This window comes from Curtobacterium aurantiacum, from assembly GCF_018598555.1.
In the GTDB taxonomy this organism is placed as follows: Bacteria; Actinomycetota; Actinomycetes; order Actinomycetales; family Microbacteriaceae; genus Curtobacterium; species Curtobacterium aurantiacum.
The window spans coordinates 169,161-186,163 of record NZ_JAHEWN010000006.1 but is presented as its reverse complement, the minus strand read 5'-3'; the positions used below and the strand labels follow the sequence as shown (position 1 = coordinate 186,163).

At 72.4% G+C, this 17,003-nt stretch carries 16 protein-coding genes; 6 read left to right on the top strand and 10 right to left on the bottom strand.

Translation table 11 applies throughout. The features are described from left to right. Positions 1–115: 115 nt before the first annotated feature. Positions 116–388, bottom strand: a complete 273-nt coding sequence (locus KK087_RS07845) for an HPr family phosphocarrier protein (protein ID WP_022905912.1) — start codon at positions 386–388, stop codon at positions 116–118. Between the two features lie 69 nt (positions 389–457). Further along, entirely contained in the window at positions 458–1,228 is a 771-nt protein-coding gene (locus KK087_RS07840) for a DeoR/GlpR family DNA-binding transcription regulator (RefSeq protein ID WP_027466423.1), read from the bottom strand. Between the two features lie 251 nt (positions 1,229–1,479). On the opposite strand from KK087_RS07840, the gene ptsP reads away from it, so the two are divergent. The 4 genes from ptsP (at position 1,480) to KK087_RS07820 (ending at position 6,446) form a co-directional block, all read left to right on the top strand. Next, on the top strand, positions 1,480–3,138 hold the full coding sequence (ptsP, locus tag KK087_RS07835) for a phosphoenolpyruvate--protein phosphotransferase (protein ID WP_214543513.1): 1,659 nt from the start codon (positions 1,480–1,482) through the stop codon (positions 3,136–3,138). A gap of 68 nt (positions 3,139–3,206) precedes the next feature. Continuing rightward, a complete protein-coding gene (locus KK087_RS07830) occupies positions 3,207–4,766 on the top strand; it encodes a PTS mannitol transporter subunit IIBC (RefSeq protein WP_214564764.1) in 1,560 nt (519 codons plus the stop codon). 88 nt (positions 4,767–4,854) lie between these two features. Further along, entirely contained in the window at positions 4,855–5,292 is a 438-nt protein-coding gene (locus tag KK087_RS07825) for a PTS mannitol transporter subunit IIA (RefSeq protein WP_214528463.1), read from the top strand. Further along, positions 5,289–6,446, top strand: a complete 1,158-nt coding sequence (locus KK087_RS07820) for a mannitol-1-phosphate 5-dehydrogenase (RefSeq protein ID WP_214564763.1) — start codon at positions 5,289–5,291, stop codon at positions 6,444–6,446. Before KK087_RS07825 ends, KK087_RS07820 begins: the two co-directional genes overlap by 4 nt. Before the next feature lie 73 nt (positions 6,447–6,519). Here KK087_RS07820 and KK087_RS07815 read toward each other — a convergent pair whose 3' ends face one another. From KK087_RS07815 to KK087_RS07780, 8 genes are read right to left on the bottom strand one after another with little or no spacing between them, the layout of a single operon-like run. After that, positions 6,520–7,089: a hypothetical protein gene (locus KK087_RS07815; RefSeq protein WP_214564762.1), complete on the bottom strand. Its 570-nt coding sequence runs from the start codon at positions 7,087–7,089 to the stop codon at positions 6,520–6,522. Positions 7,090–7,124: 35 nt separating this feature from the next. After that, positions 7,125–7,469, bottom strand: coding sequence for a hypothetical protein (locus KK087_RS07810; RefSeq protein WP_214564761.1), 345 nt, complete (start codon positions 7,467–7,469; stop codon positions 7,125–7,127). Then, the gene (eccCa, locus tag KK087_RS17900; protein WP_214564760.1) at positions 7,459–11,523 is read right to left on the bottom strand and encodes a type VII secretion protein EccCa; all 4,065 of its coding nucleotides are present in this window, start codon (positions 11,521–11,523) and stop codon (positions 7,459–7,461) included. The genes KK087_RS07810 and eccCa overlap by 11 nt, the downstream gene beginning before the upstream one ends. Then, positions 11,520–12,374, bottom strand: a complete 855-nt coding sequence (locus tag KK087_RS07800; RefSeq protein ID WP_214564759.1) for a hypothetical protein — start codon at positions 12,372–12,374, stop codon at positions 11,520–11,522. The genes eccCa and KK087_RS07800 overlap by 4 nt, the downstream gene beginning before the upstream one ends. Before the next feature lie 2 nt (positions 12,375–12,376). Next, positions 12,377–13,744, bottom strand: coding sequence for an EsaB/YukD family protein (locus KK087_RS07795; protein WP_214528455.1), 1,368 nt, complete (start codon positions 13,742–13,744; stop codon positions 12,377–12,379). Next, a complete protein-coding gene (locus tag KK087_RS07790; RefSeq protein ID WP_051596901.1) occupies positions 13,741–14,019 on the bottom strand; it encodes a hypothetical protein in 279 nt (92 codons plus the stop codon). Before KK087_RS07790 ends, KK087_RS07795 begins: the two co-directional genes overlap by 4 nt. Next, entirely contained in the window at positions 14,003–15,112 is a 1,110-nt protein-coding gene (locus tag KK087_RS07785) for a DUF6177 family protein (protein WP_214564758.1), read from the bottom strand. The genes KK087_RS07790 and KK087_RS07785 overlap by 17 nt, the downstream gene beginning before the upstream one ends. After that, positions 15,109–16,191 carry an FHA domain-containing protein gene (locus KK087_RS07780; RefSeq protein WP_214528452.1) on the bottom strand — a complete coding sequence of 361 codons (1,083 nt, stop codon included), beginning with the start codon at positions 16,189–16,191 and terminating at the stop codon, positions 15,109–15,111. Before KK087_RS07780 ends, KK087_RS07785 begins: the two co-directional genes overlap by 4 nt. Positions 16,192–16,320: 129 nt before the next feature. Here KK087_RS07780 and KK087_RS07775 point away from each other — a divergent pair, with 129 nt between their 5' ends. Both KK087_RS07775 and KK087_RS07770 read left to right on the top strand, forming a co-directional pair. Next, a complete protein-coding gene (locus KK087_RS07775) occupies positions 16,321–16,656 on the top strand; it encodes a WXG100 family type VII secretion target (protein ID WP_027466433.1) in 336 nt (111 codons plus the stop codon). A gap of 29 nt (positions 16,657–16,685) precedes the next feature. Further along, entirely contained in the window at positions 16,686–17,003 is a 318-nt protein-coding gene (locus KK087_RS07770; RefSeq protein ID WP_027466434.1) for a pore-forming ESAT-6 family protein, read from the top strand.

Sequence of the window (17,003 nt, the reverse complement as noted above, 5' to 3'; positions counted from 1 at the left end):
CACGTTGACGGATGCGAGGCGCAGGCGTGTCATGCAGAACACCTTATCGGCGGGTGCCGACAGCCCTGGACGCCCCGTCCGTCAGGTGGTCGCGTGCAGGACGCGACCCGCGCGATCAGGCCGCGTCGTGGTCCGTCTTCAGGAACTCGACCAGGCTGTCCGCGGTGGTCTCGGCGTCGTCGCCCGAGACGGTGAGGGTGACCTCGTCGCCGTTCTCGATGCCGAGCCCGAGCAGGGCGAGGATGCTGCCGGCGTTGCCGGACTTGTCGCCCTTGGCGATCGTGACCTGGTGCCCGGACGCCGTCACGGTCTGGACGAAGAGGGAAGCGGGGCGAGCGTGCAGGCCGGATGCGCTGGCGACGGTCACGGTGCGGGTGGCTTCGGACATCGATGTACTCCTGTCGATGGGTGGTTGGCTCATGCTAGCGAGCGCTGGGTGGACGGGATCGGGGCGCGGTCAGGGTCGACCGGGCCAGAAGACCTCGGTACCGGCGGCCTCGACCTCGCGGACGAGGTCGAGGTTGACGGCGGGGTCGGTGATGATCGTGTCGATGGCGGCGAGCGGGGCGACGCGACCGAACTCCTCCCGGCCGAACTTGGTGTGGTCGGCGAGCAGGATGCTCCGGCGGGCGGACTTGATCATCGCGCTCTTCACGGCGGCCTCGGCCATGTTGTGGGTCGTCAGGCCGCGCTCCGGGGTGATCCCGTTGATGCTGATGAAGGCGACGTCGACGCTGACCATCCCGATGAGCTGGTGCGTCCAGGTGCCGACGCCAGCCAGGGAGTCGCTCCGGATGTTGCCGCCGAGCAGGTGGAGGTCGATGCCCGGCCGGTTCGCGACGGCGGTGGCGACCGGGAGCGAGTGCGTGACGACGGTCAGGCCCCGGTCGGTCGGCAGCAGCTCGGCCAGGCAGATGGTCGAGGTGCCGGCGTCGATCATGATCGAACCGTTCTCGGGCAGTTCTGCCAGGGCGGCCTCGGCGATGACCATCTTCTCGGTCTGGTTGATGCCGCCGCGGTCGCCGACGCCCGGATGCAGGGTGATGCGCTCGACCGGGATCGCGCCGCCGTGGGCGCGACGAACGAGGCCGCGGCGCTCGAGGCTCGTCAGGTCCCGGCGGATCGTCTCGGGCGTGACGGCGAGCAGCTCGGCCAGGTCCTTGACGTCCACCCGGCCCTGCGCGCGCGCCTGCTCGACGATGCGCTGGTGGCGTTCTGGTGCGTACATCGGACCTCGTCGTCTCGGGTCGGAACGGAACGGACATGCTCGGGCACGACACGCGCGAAGCCCCTCCGCGTGGTCGATCCGTCAGACGCAAACGGGCATCTGTTTCTGCATTTTTATCCCCGGATGTGTTTGTTTGTCAACGCGGATCGGGGTAGTGTGCTGCTCAGCCGCACGGACGTGGTCTGTTCCCGTGCCGCCCGCACCGAACGATCCACCCCACCGCAAGCGCGTGTGAGATGAAGGAGTCTCGAATGTCCGAACTGCTCGGCACCGGCGTCGGCCGTGGCGTTGCCCACGGCCCCGTGCTCCGGATGGCTGACCCGCTCGGCGAACCGTCCAAGGGCGCCCTCGTCGGCTCCGCGGACGACGCGAAGCAGGCCGTGCACGACGCACTGGCCGCCGTGGCGGAGGACCTCAACAAGCGCGGACAGCTCGCCGGCGGCGACGCCCAGGCCGTGCTCGAGGCCCAGGCGCTGATGGCGCAGGACCCGACGCTCCTCGACGACGTGCACACCCGCATCGACGGCGGCACCAACGCCGAGCGCGCCGTGTACGAGGCGTTCGCCCAGTTCCGTGACCTGCTCGTCGGCATGGGCGGCTACATGGGGGAGCGCGCGGCCGACCTCGACGACGTCGCCCAGCGCATCATCGCGAAGCTCCGCGGCGTGCACGCCCCCGGCGTCCCCGAGTCGGACACCCCCTTCGTCCTCGTCGCCCGCGACCTGGCCCCCGCCGACACCGCGCTGCTCGACCTCGAGAAGGTCCTGGCGCTCGTCACCCGTGACGGCGGGCCGACCTCGCACACCGCGATCCTCGCCCGTGCCAAGGGCATCACCGCCATCGTCGGTGTCACCGGCGCGGACGACCTGACCGACGGCCAGCCCGTCGTCGTGGACGCCATCGCCGGCACGGTCGTCACCGACCCCGACGCCGCACTGGTCGCGGACGTCGAGCGCCGCATCGCCGACCGCCTCGCCGCGGCCGCTGCGCCGCTCACCGCCGGCGCCCTCGCCGACGGCCACGTCGTGCCCCTGCTCGCGAACCTCGGCAGCCCTGCCGACGCCGCAGGCGCCGTTGCTCTCGGTGCGGAGGGCGTGGGGCTCTTCCGCACCGAGTTCCTCTTCCTCGACTCGCCCAAGGCCCCCACGGTCGAGGAGCAGACCGAGTCGTACCGTCAGCTGCTCGAGGCGTTCCCCGGCAAGAAGGTCGTCGTGCGCGCGCTCGACGCCGGCGCCGACAAGCCCCTGCCGTTCCTCACCGACAAGGACGAGGAGAACCCCGCCCTCGGGCGCCGCGGACTCCGTGCCCTGCGGAACCACCCCGAGGTGCTCCGCGACCAGCTGACCGCGCTGGCCCAGGCCGACGCGGCGACCGAGGCCGACCTGTGGGTCATGGCCCCGATGGTGGCCGACGCCGAGGAGACCGAGTACTTCGTCACCCTGGCCCGCGAGCTCGGCATCCGCACCGCGGGTGTCATGGCCGAGGTGCCGTCGCTCGCGCTGATGGCCGAGCAGGTCTTCCAGAACGCCGACTTCGTGTCGATCGGCACGAACGACCTGACCCAGTACACGATGGCCGCCGACCGCATGCTCGGCACCGTCGCGTCGTACCAGGACCCGTGGCACCCCGCCGTCCTGCGCCTCGTCGCGCAGCTCGGCACCGCCGGAGCCACGGCCGGCAAGGCCGTCGGGATCTGCGGTGAGGCAGCAGCCGACCCGCTGCTCGCCGTCGTCCTCGTCGGCCTCGGCGCCACGACCCTCTCCATGACCCCCGCGGCCCTGGCCGACGTGCGCGCCGAACTCGGTCGCTACACGCTCGAGCAGGCCCGCGAGATGGCGACGGCGGCACTCGCCGCGAGCACGGCGGCGGCCGCGAAGTCCGCTGCCGCGTCCGCGACGCACGCCGCCTGACCCACCACCCCGAGCACCACCCCTCCCATCACCACGCAGCAGCTCCACCACACAGAAAGTCACCGCACATGACAACGTCGTCCGTTGCAGCGCCCGACGCACCCGCGAAGTCGCGGGGCGGCGCACGCGTCGCCGTTCAGAAGTTCGGCACGTTCCTCTCCGGCATGGTCATGCCCAACATCGCGATCTTCATCGCGTGGGGCCTGATCACCGCCTTCTTCATCGAGACCGGCTGGACCCCCGTGGGGATCCTCGGCGGCTTCGGTGAGACCGACGGCGTCGCCAACATCGGCCTCGTCAGCCCGATCCTGACCTACCTGATCCCGCTCGCGATCGCCTTCCAGGGCGGCCGGATGGTCTACGAGACCCGCGGTGCTGTCGTCGGCTCGATCATGGCCATGGGTGTCATCCTCGGCGCCAACGGCACCGTCATGATCCTCGGCGCGATGATCTGCGGCCCGCTCGGCGCATGGCTCATCAAGCAGGTCGACAAGATCTGGGACGGCAAGATCAAGCCCGGCTTCGAGATGCTCGTCAACAACTACGCGGCCGGCATCCTCGGCTTCGGGCTCGCGATGCTCGGCTTCTTCTGGCTCGCACCGGTCTTCAAGGCCATCGCCGAGGGCCTGGGCGTCGCCGTCGAGTTCCTCGTGAACAACTCGCTGCTCCCGATCGCCAGCGTCATCATCGAGCCGGCGAAGGTCTTCTTCCTCAACAACGCCATCAACCACGGCGTGCTGTCCCAGCTCGGTGCGCAGCAGGTCGAGGAGTCGGGCAAGTCGATCCTCTTCCTGCTCGAGGCGAACCCCGGTCCGGGCCTCGGTCTGCTGCTCGCCTTCACCTTCTTCGGTGTCGGCATCGCCCGCTCGACCGCTCCCGGCGCGATCCTCATCCAGTTCTTCGGCGGCATCCACGAGATCTACTTCCCGTACGTGCTGCAGAAGCCGATCCTGTTCATCGCGGTCATCCTCGGTGGTGCGACCGGCGTCGGCACGAACGTCCTCTTCAACTCGGGCCTCGTCGCCCCGGCGTCGCCCGGTTCGATCTTCGCGGTGCTCACCGCGACGTCGAAGGACAGCTACGTCGGCGTCATCCTGTCGGTCATCCTCTCCGCCGCGGTCACCTTCGCGGTCGCGTCCTTCTTCCTGCTCGCCAGCCGCAAGCGCGACCTGGCGAACGGTGGCGGTGACATGAGCGCCGCCATGGCGAAGCTCCAGGCCAACAAGGGCCGCGAGGCGAACGCCGCCACGGCCGGTCTGTTCGGCAACAACTCCCCGGCCAACGAGGAAGAGGCCGAGGCCTCCCTCGGCGGCGTCGGCTCGGCGAGCACGACGGCGACCACGACGAAGGTCCAGAACCTGGTCTTCGCTTGCGACGCCGGCATGGGCTCGAGCGCCATGGGTGCCAGCGTCCTGCGCAACAAGATCAAGAAGGCGGGCATCGAAGGGGTCACGGTCTCCAACAAGGCGATCGCGAACCTGTCCGGTGACGAGGACCTGATCATCACGCAGGAGGAGCTCACCGACCGCGCCAAGCAGAAGAACCCGAACGCCCAGCACGTGTCGGTCGGCAACTTCATGAACGCGCCGCAGTACGACCAGGTCGTCGAGCAGCTGAAGAACCAGTAACGCCACAACCAGTAACGAAGTGCAGTATCGGAGGGGACGGGGCTGACCCGTCCCCTCCATCACGTCCTCAACACAAGGAGAACCCCCGATGCCCGTCCTGCAGGAGAGCCAGATCCGCATCCACACCGAGGACACCGCGCCGACCAAGTCGGAGGCGATGAAGGAGGCGGCCGAGATCCTCGAGGCTGCGGGCGCGGTCACGTCCGACTACTACCCGGCGATGCTCGAGCGTGAGAAGAGTGTGTCCACCTACATGGGCAACTTCCTCGCCATCCCGCACGGCACCAACGACGCGAAGGACGCCATCAAGTCGTCCGCGCTGTCGTTCATCCGCTACGCCAGCCCGATCGACTGGGACGGCAACCCCGTGCGCTTCGTCGTCGGCATCGCCGGCGTGAACAACGAGCACCTCGACATCCTGTCGAAGATCGCGATCGTGTTCTCCGACGAGGACGAGGTCCAGAAGCTCACCGACGCTGCGGACACCGCGGCGATCCTGGCGATCCTCGGCGAGGTCAACGAGTGAGCGCCGGCACCGCCGTCCACTTCGGCGCCGGCAACATCGGCCGCGGCTTCGTCGGGCTCCTGCTCCACCAGGCCGGGTACGAGGTGGTCTTCGCCGACGTCGCCGCCCCGCTCATCGACGCCCTGGCCGCAGCCGACGCGTACACCGTGCACGAGGTCGGGGCCGGCGCCCAGGACCACGAGGTCACGAACTTCCGCGCCCTGAACAGCGCGCAGGACGAGGACGGCGTGGTCGCCGAGATCGCGAACGCCGCGGTGGTCACGTGCGCCGTCGGCCCGAACGTCCTGAAGTTCATCGCCCCGGTCATCGCGCGCGCGCTCGTCGCCCGTGACGCGGACGCCGCACCGATCGCCGTGATGGCGTGCGAGAACGCGCTCAACGCCACGGACCGGCTGCGCGAGTTCATCGTCGCCGCCCTGCCCGAGGACGGCCGCGACGACGCCCTCGCCAAGGCCGTCTTCGCGAACACCGCCGTCGACCGCATCGTGCCGGCGCAGCCCGAGGGCGGCGGACTCGACGTCACCGTCGAGACCTACTACGAGTGGGCGATCGACCGCACACCGTTCGGCGGGAACGAGCCGGAGATCCCCGGCGCGCACTACGTCGACGGCCTCGCCGCGTCGATCGAGCGCAAGCTCTTCACGGTGAACACCGGGCACGCCACCGTCGCGTACCACGGCTTCGTCGCCGGTGCCGACAAGATCTCGGACGCCATCGCCATCCCCGCCGTGCGCTCCGAGCTCGAGTCCGTGCTCGCCGAGACGAGCGACCTGCTCGTCCGCCGCCACGAACTCGACCCCGAGGTGCACCGCGCGTACGTGCAGGCCATCATCGGCCGGTTCGAGAACCCGCACCTGCCCGACACGGTGACCCGCGTCGGCCGCCAGCCGCTCCGCAAGCTGTCGCGCGACGAGCGCTTCGTCTCACCGGCCGCCGCACTGGCCGAGGACGGCACCGAGCCGACCGCGCTCCTCGACGCGATGGCCGCGGCGCTCCGGTTCGACGTCGCGGACGACGAGCAGAGCGTCGAGCTGCAGGCCCTGCTGGCGTCGGACACGTCCGACGCCGACGTGGCCACGCAGGTCACCGGTCTGGCTGCGGGGCACCCGCTGCACGCCGCGTTCACGGACCGGATCCGGTCCGCGCGCGCCTGACGACGTCAGCACGGACGAACGGGAGGCCCGTCACCAGCTGGTGACGGGCCTCCCGTTCGTCCGCCGCTCGCGGCTACCAGCCGAGGGCCGTGAGCAGATCCGACACCGTCGTGATCGTGGTGTCGCTGATCGCGCCCACCTCGATCCGCCCGGGACGGCCGAGAGCACGGTCGGCGCGCAGCACGAGGACCGCCGAGATGCCCGTGTCGCTCACCCGACGGGTGTCCACCGGATCGTGTTCCGAGCCGCGGTCGACGAGCACCACGACCGACCGGCCGATGAGGGTCGGGTCCGGAGCATCGGCTATGGACGCGAGCGCTGCCCGGACGTCCGCCGCACCGTCGGCGGTGGCCCGCCCGACCACGACGAGACAGTTCTCCGGCGTCGCCGCGAGCACGGCGGCAGGGCCGACGTGCGCCCCCATGTCGTGCACGGTCACGCGTGAGGTGGCCGGTTGCAGGGTGGGGAGTCGTGCGGCGAGCTCACCGCCGGAGTGGTCCGTCGCCTGGGCCACCACGCTGAGACGTCCGCCGACGGCATCCGCGAGGAGTGCCGCGACGGTCGTCGTCCCGGTGCCGCCGGCGACCCCGGTGACGATCACGGTCCGGGCGCGTTGCGCGGCGGCCCGCCTCGAGCCGGGCATGGGCGGCAGTGGAGCCGATGGCGGGGGTGTGGTGCTCATGATCCGTCCGCGATGGTGCACTGGGCGTCGATCGCTGCTGCGAAGCTCCGGACGACGGCGATCCCGACGTCACCCGCCGGCCCCCAGGGGACCCAGGCCTCGGTCCACCAGAGGGGCGCACCGAGCGTGGCCCAGGGCGCGAGCCGGGCGATCTCGGCGGCGTTGTCGATGCGCTCGGGTTCCTGCACGCTCAGGACGGCACTGCCGCGGTCGTCGACGATCTCGGTCACGACGCGGTCGAGCGTTCGCACCCGCAGGTCCGGCGCGATGTCCGCACCTGCCTCGACCAGGGCGAGTGACGACGGCGCCTCCGCGGACAGGAGGATCACCTCACGGGGCATCGACGGCTCCCTTCGGGTCGAGCACGGTCGTCTGACCGGCGGGGTCGGCCTGCGCCGGAGCGGCGGCGGTCGCGGAAGGGAAGTGGGCGACCTGCACGATGCGCGGGGCCGTTCCGCGTCGCACCAGGCGTCCTCGCCCGGGCGGGAACTGCTCCGCGTAGACCTTCGGGAACACCTGCCCCTCGGACCGCTCGCCGCTCAGCACGAGTCCGGTGGCGCCCGAGTCGCGGATCGACTGGATCACGGTGTCGTACATGGCGCGTGCCGCACCGGCCACCGGACGGGTCAGGACGACGTGCAGGCCGAGGTCCCGTGCCGAGGGCAGGTACGGCATGAGCGGCGCGAGCGGGTCCGTGCCTGCCGACGCGACGATGTCGTAGTCGTCGACGAGCACCACGATGCGGGGTCGCGGACCGGTGGCCGGGCCGGCCGAGCGCTGCTCGAGCTCCGCGGCGATCGCGGCGGCGAGTCCACGGGCGTCCTTGCCGTTCGCGGCGTGGCCCCCGAGGAAGTCGTCCGGCGTCCCGGCGGCGGCACCACCACGGACGTCCATGAACGCGAGGACGAGTTCGTCCGGCGTCGACCGTTCCATGAAGCCGGCCGCCAGCCCCCGGAGGAGCGCTGTCTTGCCGCTGGCCGTGTCCCCGAACACCAGGAGGTGCTGGTCGACGGCCGGGTCGAACGCCACGAAGTCCATCGTGTCCTGGCGGAGCGCGAACGGGACGGCCGTCGGGGTGTCGAGGGGGTCCGGGAGCTCGGCGGGGTCGAACGACTCCGGGAGCAGGCGGATCGGTGCTGCTGCCGGGCCACCCCAACTGTCGGCGACCCGCTGGGCGAGAGCGCCGAGCTCGTCGCCGACGACGCCGTCCTCGACGTCGTCGAGCACCGGGAGCGCCACCTGACCGAACAGCTCACCATCGGTGAGGACACGTCCGGGCTCGCCGGACTTCAGGGTGGCAGCGGCGGCACGGGCGATGGTGGAGTCGGCCGGGTCGTTGAGTCGGAGTTCGAACCGTTGCCCGATCAGGGGCTGGCTCGCGAGCCGGAGCTCGTTCCACCGCGTGAGCCCGAGGACGACGTGGATGCCGAAACTGCCACCGCGCTGGAGGAGGTCACCGAAGGCGTCCTCGAGCTCCTCGAACTCGGTGCGCATCACGCCGAACCCGTCGACGAGGAGCACCACGTCCGCCGATCCCAGTTCGGGGACACGGCCGGCGGCGTGCCGGGTGCGGAGCATCGCGAGCGAGTCGATGCCGTGGTCGCGGAACACCCGTTCGCGCAGGCGGATCATCGCCTGCAGCTCCTCGACCAGCCGGAGCAGGCGGTTCCGGTCGGCACGCGTGGCGACACCGCCGACGTGCGGGAACCCCTCGATGCGACCGAGGCCGCCGCCGGCGAGGTCCATGCCGTAGACGCTGACCTGCCGGGGCGTGGTGGTCAGTGCGATCGAGGCGGCCACCGTGCGGAGGAACGTGGTCCGGCCGGAGCCGGGCGCTCCGATGACCGCGATGTGTCCGCCGCCCCGCGTGAGGTCCAGCATCCACGGCCGCTGTCGCTGCCGCGCGGGGTCGTCGAGCAGGCCGATCGGCACCGTGACCCCGGTCGGGTCGGAGACGGCGTTCGGGTCGAGGACGGCGCCGAGTGCCAGACGCGTCGGCAGCGGCGGCAGCCACACCGGCGTGGTGTCGCGATCGCCGCGGTCGAGCCGTTCGACGGCTTCGTCGACGACGCTCCGCCCGACGTCGGGCGCCTCGAGCGTGACCTCACCGGGTGCGTCGTCCTCGGCGGCCAGCGTGTTGTAGACGGGCAGCTCGAACGGCTCGGGGGCGGTGTCCGCGGACGACGTGGTGACGGCCGACGCGGGAGCGGCGTCCTCGACCGGGCCGGACACGTAGCCGGAGCGGAACCGGGTGTACACGCTCGTGTCGACCTTGAGGTAGCCGTAGCCGGGCACCGCGGGCAGGTGGAACGCGTCGCCCGTGTCGAGCACGACCTGGCTCTCGGCTTCGGAGAACGTGCGCAGACCGAGCCGGTAGGACAGGTACGTGTCGAGGCCACGGAGCTTGCCCGCCTCGATGCGCTGGCTCGACAGCAGCAGGTGCACGCCGATGGAACGCCCGATGCGACCGATCATGAGGAGCAGGTCGACGAACTCGGGCTCGGCGGTGAGCAGCTCGCCGAACTCGTCGATGACGAGCACGAGGTGCGGCATCGGTGGCAGGTCGGGCCGCCGGGTGCGCAGCTCGCGGTAGTGCGTGATGGAGGGGGCCGCTCCGGCGTCACGGAGCATCTCCTGGCGCCGCCGGACCTCGCCGGCGATCGACGCGCGAGCGCGTCGGGTGAGCTGCGGGTCGTCGGCGAGGTTGTCGATGAGACCGGCGACGTGCGGGAGCCGGGCGAACGGCGCGAACGCCGCGCCGCCCTTGTAGTCGACGAGGATCATCGCGAGGTCCTCAGGTGGGTGCGACACCGCGAGCCCGAGCACGAGTGTGCGGAGCATCTCGCTCTTGCCGGAGCCCGTCGCACCGATGCAGATGCCGTGCGGGCCCATGCCCAGCTGCGCCGACTCCTTGAGGTCGAGCAGCAGCGGAGCACCGAAGTCGTCGACGCCGATCGGCACGCGCAGGAAGTCCCGCGGGGCGCGGGGCCGCCAGGCGCGGTCCGGGTCGATCGTGGCGACGTCGTCGACCCCGAGCAACTCCGAGACGCCGATGGCGGCCGAGGATTCGGCCCGTTGCTCGGTGTCGGCGGAGAGGCGGAGGGGTGCGAGCGCTCGTGCGACGGCGGTGACGAGGGGCGGGGCGACGGGATCGCAGACGGCGAGCTGGACCGGTGCGGGCTCGCCCTCCTCGACGTCGCGGGCGTCGACGATCTCGAGCAGCGTCGTGCGTGCGCCGGATCCGGCGCCCGTGCCGCCGCCGACGACCGTGGCGTCGGACCTCGCCGTCACCCGCACCCGGACGTCCGACGGTTCGTGCAGCCGGTCGGCGACGAGGTGCACGACCGTGATCCGGAGGTCCTCCGGCCGGGTCTCGCCCTCGGGGAGCGCGAGCGGCACGGCGACGGTGCCGTGCTCGTCCGCGAACACGACCAGGCGCGGCAGGTCGCTGCGCTTCGCCGAATCACCGGACCGCCGGTACATCGCGGCGGTCCGGGCGCGTTCGCCCAACTCGCCGGAGAGGGTGCGTGCGAGCGCCTGGACGTCCTCGGCGACCCGGCGCGCGCGCAGCGGCCCGTCGAACGTGCGGTCCATCCGTGCGTGCGGCAGCAGGTCGAACCAGTCCCAGTCGTCGGCGCGTGCCGCCGGGAACGCCGCGGCGAGCTGCAGGTCCTCGGGGGCGTGCAGCGCTGCGAGCTGCACGACGAGTGCCCGCGCGACCTCGAGCACGGCGTCGCGGTCACCGACGACCGAGACGTCCCCGGCGCCGTCGAGTCGGACCGCGATGGGCATGGCGTGCACGGTGCCGTAGTGTTCGGCGACCTGCTCGAGCTCGGCGAGCATGAGCGGGTCGAGCGGCTGGACCGGGTTCTGGTCCGGCGGCACGGCGAGGTCGAGCCACCCCACGTCGCCCGATCCGACGCGGACCCGCAGGAAGTCGCCGTGGCTGCGCCGCCGTTCCCAGAGGCGTGCGGGGTCACCGACGAGACGGGGGAGGGTCTCCGGGGACGGGTCGACGTGCTCGGCGCGCTCCCGGAGGGTGGTGGTGCGGGAACGGAGGTCGCCACGGAGCTCTTCGAGGTAGTCGAGGTACCGCTCCCGCTGGGTCCGGCGGTTCCGGACGGCGTTGCCGCGCTGGGTGAACGCCATGCCGAGTCCGCCGACGAGTGCCACCACGAACACCAGGGCGGCGACGACCATGAGCACCGGGTTGTTCCCGCGCAGCACGACCATCATCACGACGGAGGAGATCGCGCCGACGACCGGCAGCAGCGACTGCAGCGGGATGCCGCCACTCGGCCCCTCCGGGAGCTGCGGTGGCGGGGCGAGTTGCTCGGCCTCGGGACGGACGAGCGGGGTGGAGACACGGGCGGGCCGGTGCACGACGCGGTTCACCGGGCGACCTCCGGGGTGGTGCGGCTGGCGCGACGGTCGACCGCGGCGTCGACCAGGGCTGCCGTCAGGTGGATGAGCGCGATCCGGGAGGCCGTGGGGCGTTCACTCTCACCGGTGACGCTCGGGTCGCCCGGGACCGGGTGGACGGTGTGCCCGGGCCACCGGACGGCGGTGCGTGCGGCCCGGACACCCGACCCCGTGCTGTCCACCGGGACGACCAGGACGCGCGTGTCCGGTGCGTGCCGGCGGACGGCGTCGGCGTGCGCGACGCCCTCCTCGATGGCGGCACGGTCCGGGCCGGTGACGAGGGCGACGACGTGGGCGTCCGCGGCAACGGCGCCGAGGTCGACGAACGGACTCCGGGATCCCCAGTCCCCGACGACGACGTCGAAGAACCGCGCGATCGGTTCGACGGCGTCGGTCCACTCCGCGGGTGCGGCCTGTCGGCTCGGGAGGCGCGGGTCGCCGATCCGGAGCACGTGCAGTCCCGACGGGGTCACCGCCAGACCGTCGGTCGCGTCCCAGGAAGTCCGGGCGGCGTCGCGGCGCTCGGACCGCGGCGTCGGGTCCGTCCGGTCGGCGCCGGCGTGGGTGGCGAAGGAGCGCAGCCCCGCGGCACCGTCCACGCCGAGCACCCGTCCGGAACGACGACGGGCGAGCACGGTGGCCACGGCTGCCGCGGTCGCGGAGCAGCCGGTGCCGCCCCGGAGCGAGGCGAACGCGATGCGCCGGCTGGTGGGAACGGCCTGCCGGATGGTCCGGTGCGCATCGTCGAGCTCGCGTGCGCCGCCGGCCACGCTGCCGAAGAACGCCCGCCCGAGTGCGGGGACGACGTCGTCGAGGAGCCGCATGGTCAGAACGTCTCCAGCAGCGCGGCGAACAGGCCGAAGCTCCCGAGCAGCAGCGGCAGTGCCACGACGACCGAGATCGTCTCGAGGACGTTGCCGAGCGACCGGAGGCGGGCTCGCTGGTGTGCTGCCGGCCGGACCCCGGCGAGCAGGGCTCCGAGCACGCCGAGGCCTGCGAGTGCGCCGAGCACCTGGAACGGTGCGGTGGGGGCGTGACCGAGGAGCCCGAGCACCGCGGCGACCACGACGGCGCTCCAGAGCAGCACACCCTGCAGCGTCAGCGGGAAGGCGCGCGTCCGGAGCGCGGCGACGACGACCACCGCGGCGCCGAGCCCGACGGCCCAGGGGTCGCGGTCGGAGACGAGAGCGGCGCCGGCGAGGGCGATGGGGGCGGCCACCGCAGCGGTGGTCCAGTCGAGCGCACGGTACGCGTCCTCGAGCGCCGTGACGACGCGGACGCGAGCGACGGGCTCGCCGCCGCTCACCCGGTCGTCGAGACCGGTCAGTCCGGCGGAGGACATCGCGACCGAGGGGAGGAGTCCGCAGACGGCGATCGCGGCGATCCCGACCACGCCCCAACCGGCGGCCTGCGGGGCCGGGGTGAGCCAGGTGACCATGCCGAGCAGGGGCAGCACGACGCCGACGACGGCGGCGACGCCGATCGTCCGTGTGCGCTGCCCCACGCCGAGTCCGAGGCCGAGCGCGATCCAGGCCCACACGAGCACGAGCGCGGCGACCATCGCGGGCTGGTCACCGTCGCGTCCGAGGACCGGTCCGACCGCCAGCCCGATCGGCAGCGCGAGCCCGGTGGCCGCTGCGGTGAGGGCGACGCCGGTCCAGCGGGCCCCCGCACGACCGGCGACGAGGGCCGCGATCGCCAGGACCACGCCACTGCCGACGAGCACGGACGGCAACAGCGCGGGGGAGACGGTCCCGCCGTCGAACGCGGCGCGGACGGACGCGACGGTGAACGCCGCGACCACGAGCGTGCCCGCGACCGACGCGGTGGCCCCGATCGTCGCGGCGGCGACGGACTGCCGTGCCGCGGCGCCCCAGCCGTCCTGTCGACGGCCGAGGGAGTCAGCGACGGCGTCGGTGACGTCGGAGACCTCGGGCGGTGGCGGTGCGTCGGCGCGACGGACGAGGTGCAGGACCTCGCCGTCGGCGATCTCCTGCGTGGCGGCGTCCGCGGCCAGGGACACCTCTTCACCGGTGACCCGCACGAGGGCGACGGGTTGCGCGCTGTCCGCGATCGGTTCGTCGAGGATGTCGACCAGGCGCGGCAGCAGCCCGGCGAACGGCTCGTCGGAGGCGACGACGACGTCGGCACGGCGGCCGACCCCGACGACGGTCACGCGGGTGAAGTCGCTCAATTGGTCTCCTGCTGGGGTTGCGTGGTCGGCACCGGTCGCGGTGTCTGCTGCGCCTGCTGCTGGGCGGCCTGCTGTGCGAGCGCGTTCGTGACGAAGGAGTACCCGAGGCACCCGACCCCCACGACCGCGGCGAGCACCACGCTGCCGATGAACCGCTTGACGTTGTCGTTCACCAGACGGCGGTCGGCGAGGCGCCCGAGCACGAACGCCTGCCGGAGTCGTCGGCGGTGCGTCGAGACGCTCTCCAGCAGGATCGAGTCACTGTTCCGCGGCACGCTGCACCTGCTCCCTCGTCCGGTCGTCCATCCCCACGGCGTCGGCGACGCGGTCGCGCCCGATGTGGTCGACGACGTCGGCCAGCTCGTCGACCGGGTTGCGGTCCTGCTGCCGCCCGAAGGGCAGCACGAGCGCCGGGATCCGCGGTCGTCCGGCGATGACGGCGCCGAAGCGGTCGCGCATCGCCTCGACGTCGAGGTCGAGCTGCCGGACCGCCGGCGCACCGAGGAGCATCGCGACCGGCAGCGGGGGCGGGGACAGACGCGGCGCCTGCGCGAGGTCCGCCCGGCCCTGGCGCCGGAGCACCAGGGCGAAGAGCGGCAGTTGCGTCGTGGCGAGCCGCCCGAGCACCTGCGGGACGGCGGCGACCCGCATCTCGGAGACGGTGTCCCCGAGTGCACCGACCGCGAGCAGCCCGGTGGTGAGTTCCTCGACGCCGTGCTCGGTGCGCTGCGCCGTGATCGTCACCGCGAGGGGGGCGTCGGGCGAACCGACGGCGAGGAACCGCGTGGGGTCGGGCATCCGCGAGCGAGCGGCCTCGGTGAGCGTGCGGCGGTCCCACCCGCGACCCGCTGGCTCGTGCGTGCCCCACCCGGTCGGCGCCGCCCCGGCGAGTTCCGTCGCGAGGAGCTCCGTGGTGGCGCCGAGGACGGTCTCGTCCGCCGCCCGGTGCCGGACGGACACCGAGACGACGAGCTGGTCCGCCGTGGGAGCCCAGGGGCGCAGGTACCCGACGGCGACGTCCTGCACCGAGATCGGCGGTCCGGTGCGGACCGCGTCCGTGAAGTCGTCGAGCCGTCCGCCGTCGAGCCCGTTGCGGAGGCCGTCGTCGCCGCGGACGACCCAGGCGCCCCCGGCGTCGAGCAAGGCCTGGCGGAAGGCCTCGGTGACCACGGACAGGCCGTCGGTCACGAGGATCGGTCGGGCGCCCTCGCCTGCCGCGGTGGCGAGCAGGTCGGCCTGGGCGCGTCCGAGCCGCACGATCCCCGCACGGGTCTCGTAGCGGATGCTGCCGTCACCCGCCGAATCGAGGAGCGGGTGCTTCGCGACCGGGCGGCCGTCCTCCGACGTGTCGCGGCGGAGCGGGTTCACGTCGCGGCCCCGACCCGGGCGACCACGAACGCGTGGTCGCCGATCCGGACCGTCGAGCCGGTGGGCACGGGCAGGTCCACGCCGGGGACGAGGTCCTCGAACGAGGAGTCCGGACGGACCACCGAGGTGCCGTTGGTCGAACCGAGGTCGCGGAGCACGACGACTCCGCCGGCCTGCACGAGGGCGACGTGCGTCTTCGAGAGCGTGCGCGACAGGTCCGGCACCGCGATCGTCGCGATACCGGGCTCCGCCTCGGGGTTCCGGCCGATCACGCAGGTTCCGCCGAACCAGTGCACGGCGCCGGAGTCGAACCGCAGGACGACCGCGTCGGGCGGTACGGAGTCGTCGGCCACCGGTGCGGTCGGCGTGGGCACTGCCGCGAACCCGGCCGCGGGGGTGGGACCGAACCCCGCACGACGGGTGGCGTCGAGACCGGCCTGCACCGCGCCTCCCGGCAGTGGGGTCGACCCGGGACGGACACCCGCCGACGCGGCGGCGCCGAACGCAGTGCCGAGCGCAGGCACGGCGGGGTCGAGCGGCTCACGTCCGCGGTTCAGCGCCGCGGTCAGCGTGCCCGTCGCCGCGGCCCACGGGCCGGCTCCGGGCGCACGCCGGTGCCGACGGCCACCGAGGCGGGCGAGCTGTCGGACGGGCCCGGCGGGCAGCGCGTCGTCGACGTCGACGACGCGGGTACCGAGGAGCAACCCACCCGGCCCGCGACCGGTCCTGGAGGCGCGCATCGCCACGATCACGGTCGTCACGACGAGCCCGGCGACGGCTCCGGCGACGGCGGTGCCCACGGGGTCGGAGGAGGGGACCGCGGTGTGGGCGAGGAAGAGGAGGGCGGCGCCGGCGGCACCGCCGAGCAGGCAGACGACGACGTCCACCAGTCGGGCGAGGAGGACAGAACCGGCCGGGGCCGTGGCGACGCCCTGCAGTGGGTCGTACTCGGTGGAGGCGACCGTGCGACCGAGGAGTGCGCCGCAGTCGGTGCAGAAGCGCTGCCCCTGGCTCGACGCGACCCCGCATCGACCACAGGTCATCACGGGGACGACGGTCTCGACCACGAACGACGACATGCCTCACCTCCCATCGGCACGTCCGATCATGTCAGAAGCCGGGGGTGACGCGCGTCGCCGTCGTGGTCTACGCTGCGAGTATTCGCTGTCACCCGTTCGGGGTGGGGGAAACGACGAAGGGGATGTGCGATGAAGTTCGCCATGGGGGCTCAGGTCCTCACCAACCTGACCAAGCAGACGTCCGGAGCGTCGGGCGACCTGGGGACGCTCGTCCGCAAGCTGGCCGACTCGGCCGAGCCGCTGCAGGGTCGTTTCAACGGTGCCGGTCGACAGGCCTTCGACCGTTTCAAGGCCGAGACCGACACCATCGCCAACGAGCTCAACGGTGCGCTCGCGAGCGTGCTGCAGGGCATCTCGGGCATGGATCGTTCGTTCCAGGAAGGCGACCAGGACATGGCGCAGTCCACGAGCTCGCTCGAGGGCAGCTCGAACTTCGACGCGGCCCGCTTCAGCGGCCGCGCCTGACGGATCTTCGGGGAGAGGGAGAGAACACCATGAGCGGTGGCAACCAGGCAGACCGTCGCGACTACGACGTCGCGGCCTCGCAGAACGCGCAGGACAACTTCAACGCCGTGGCGGCTCAGCTCGAGTCGCTCATCGCGCAGCGTGACTCGGACGTGAAGGCGGCCATGGCCGACTACCAGGCCGACGGCGTCTCGGACGAGTACCACGCCAAGGAACAGCGGTGGAACACCGTCGCCGGCGAGGTCAAGCAGATCATCGCGACGCTGCGTGCATCGCTGCAGTCGAACGACGAGTCGGCGCAGTCGGCCATCAGCAAGGCGAAGTCGGCCGTCGGCAACATCGGCTGA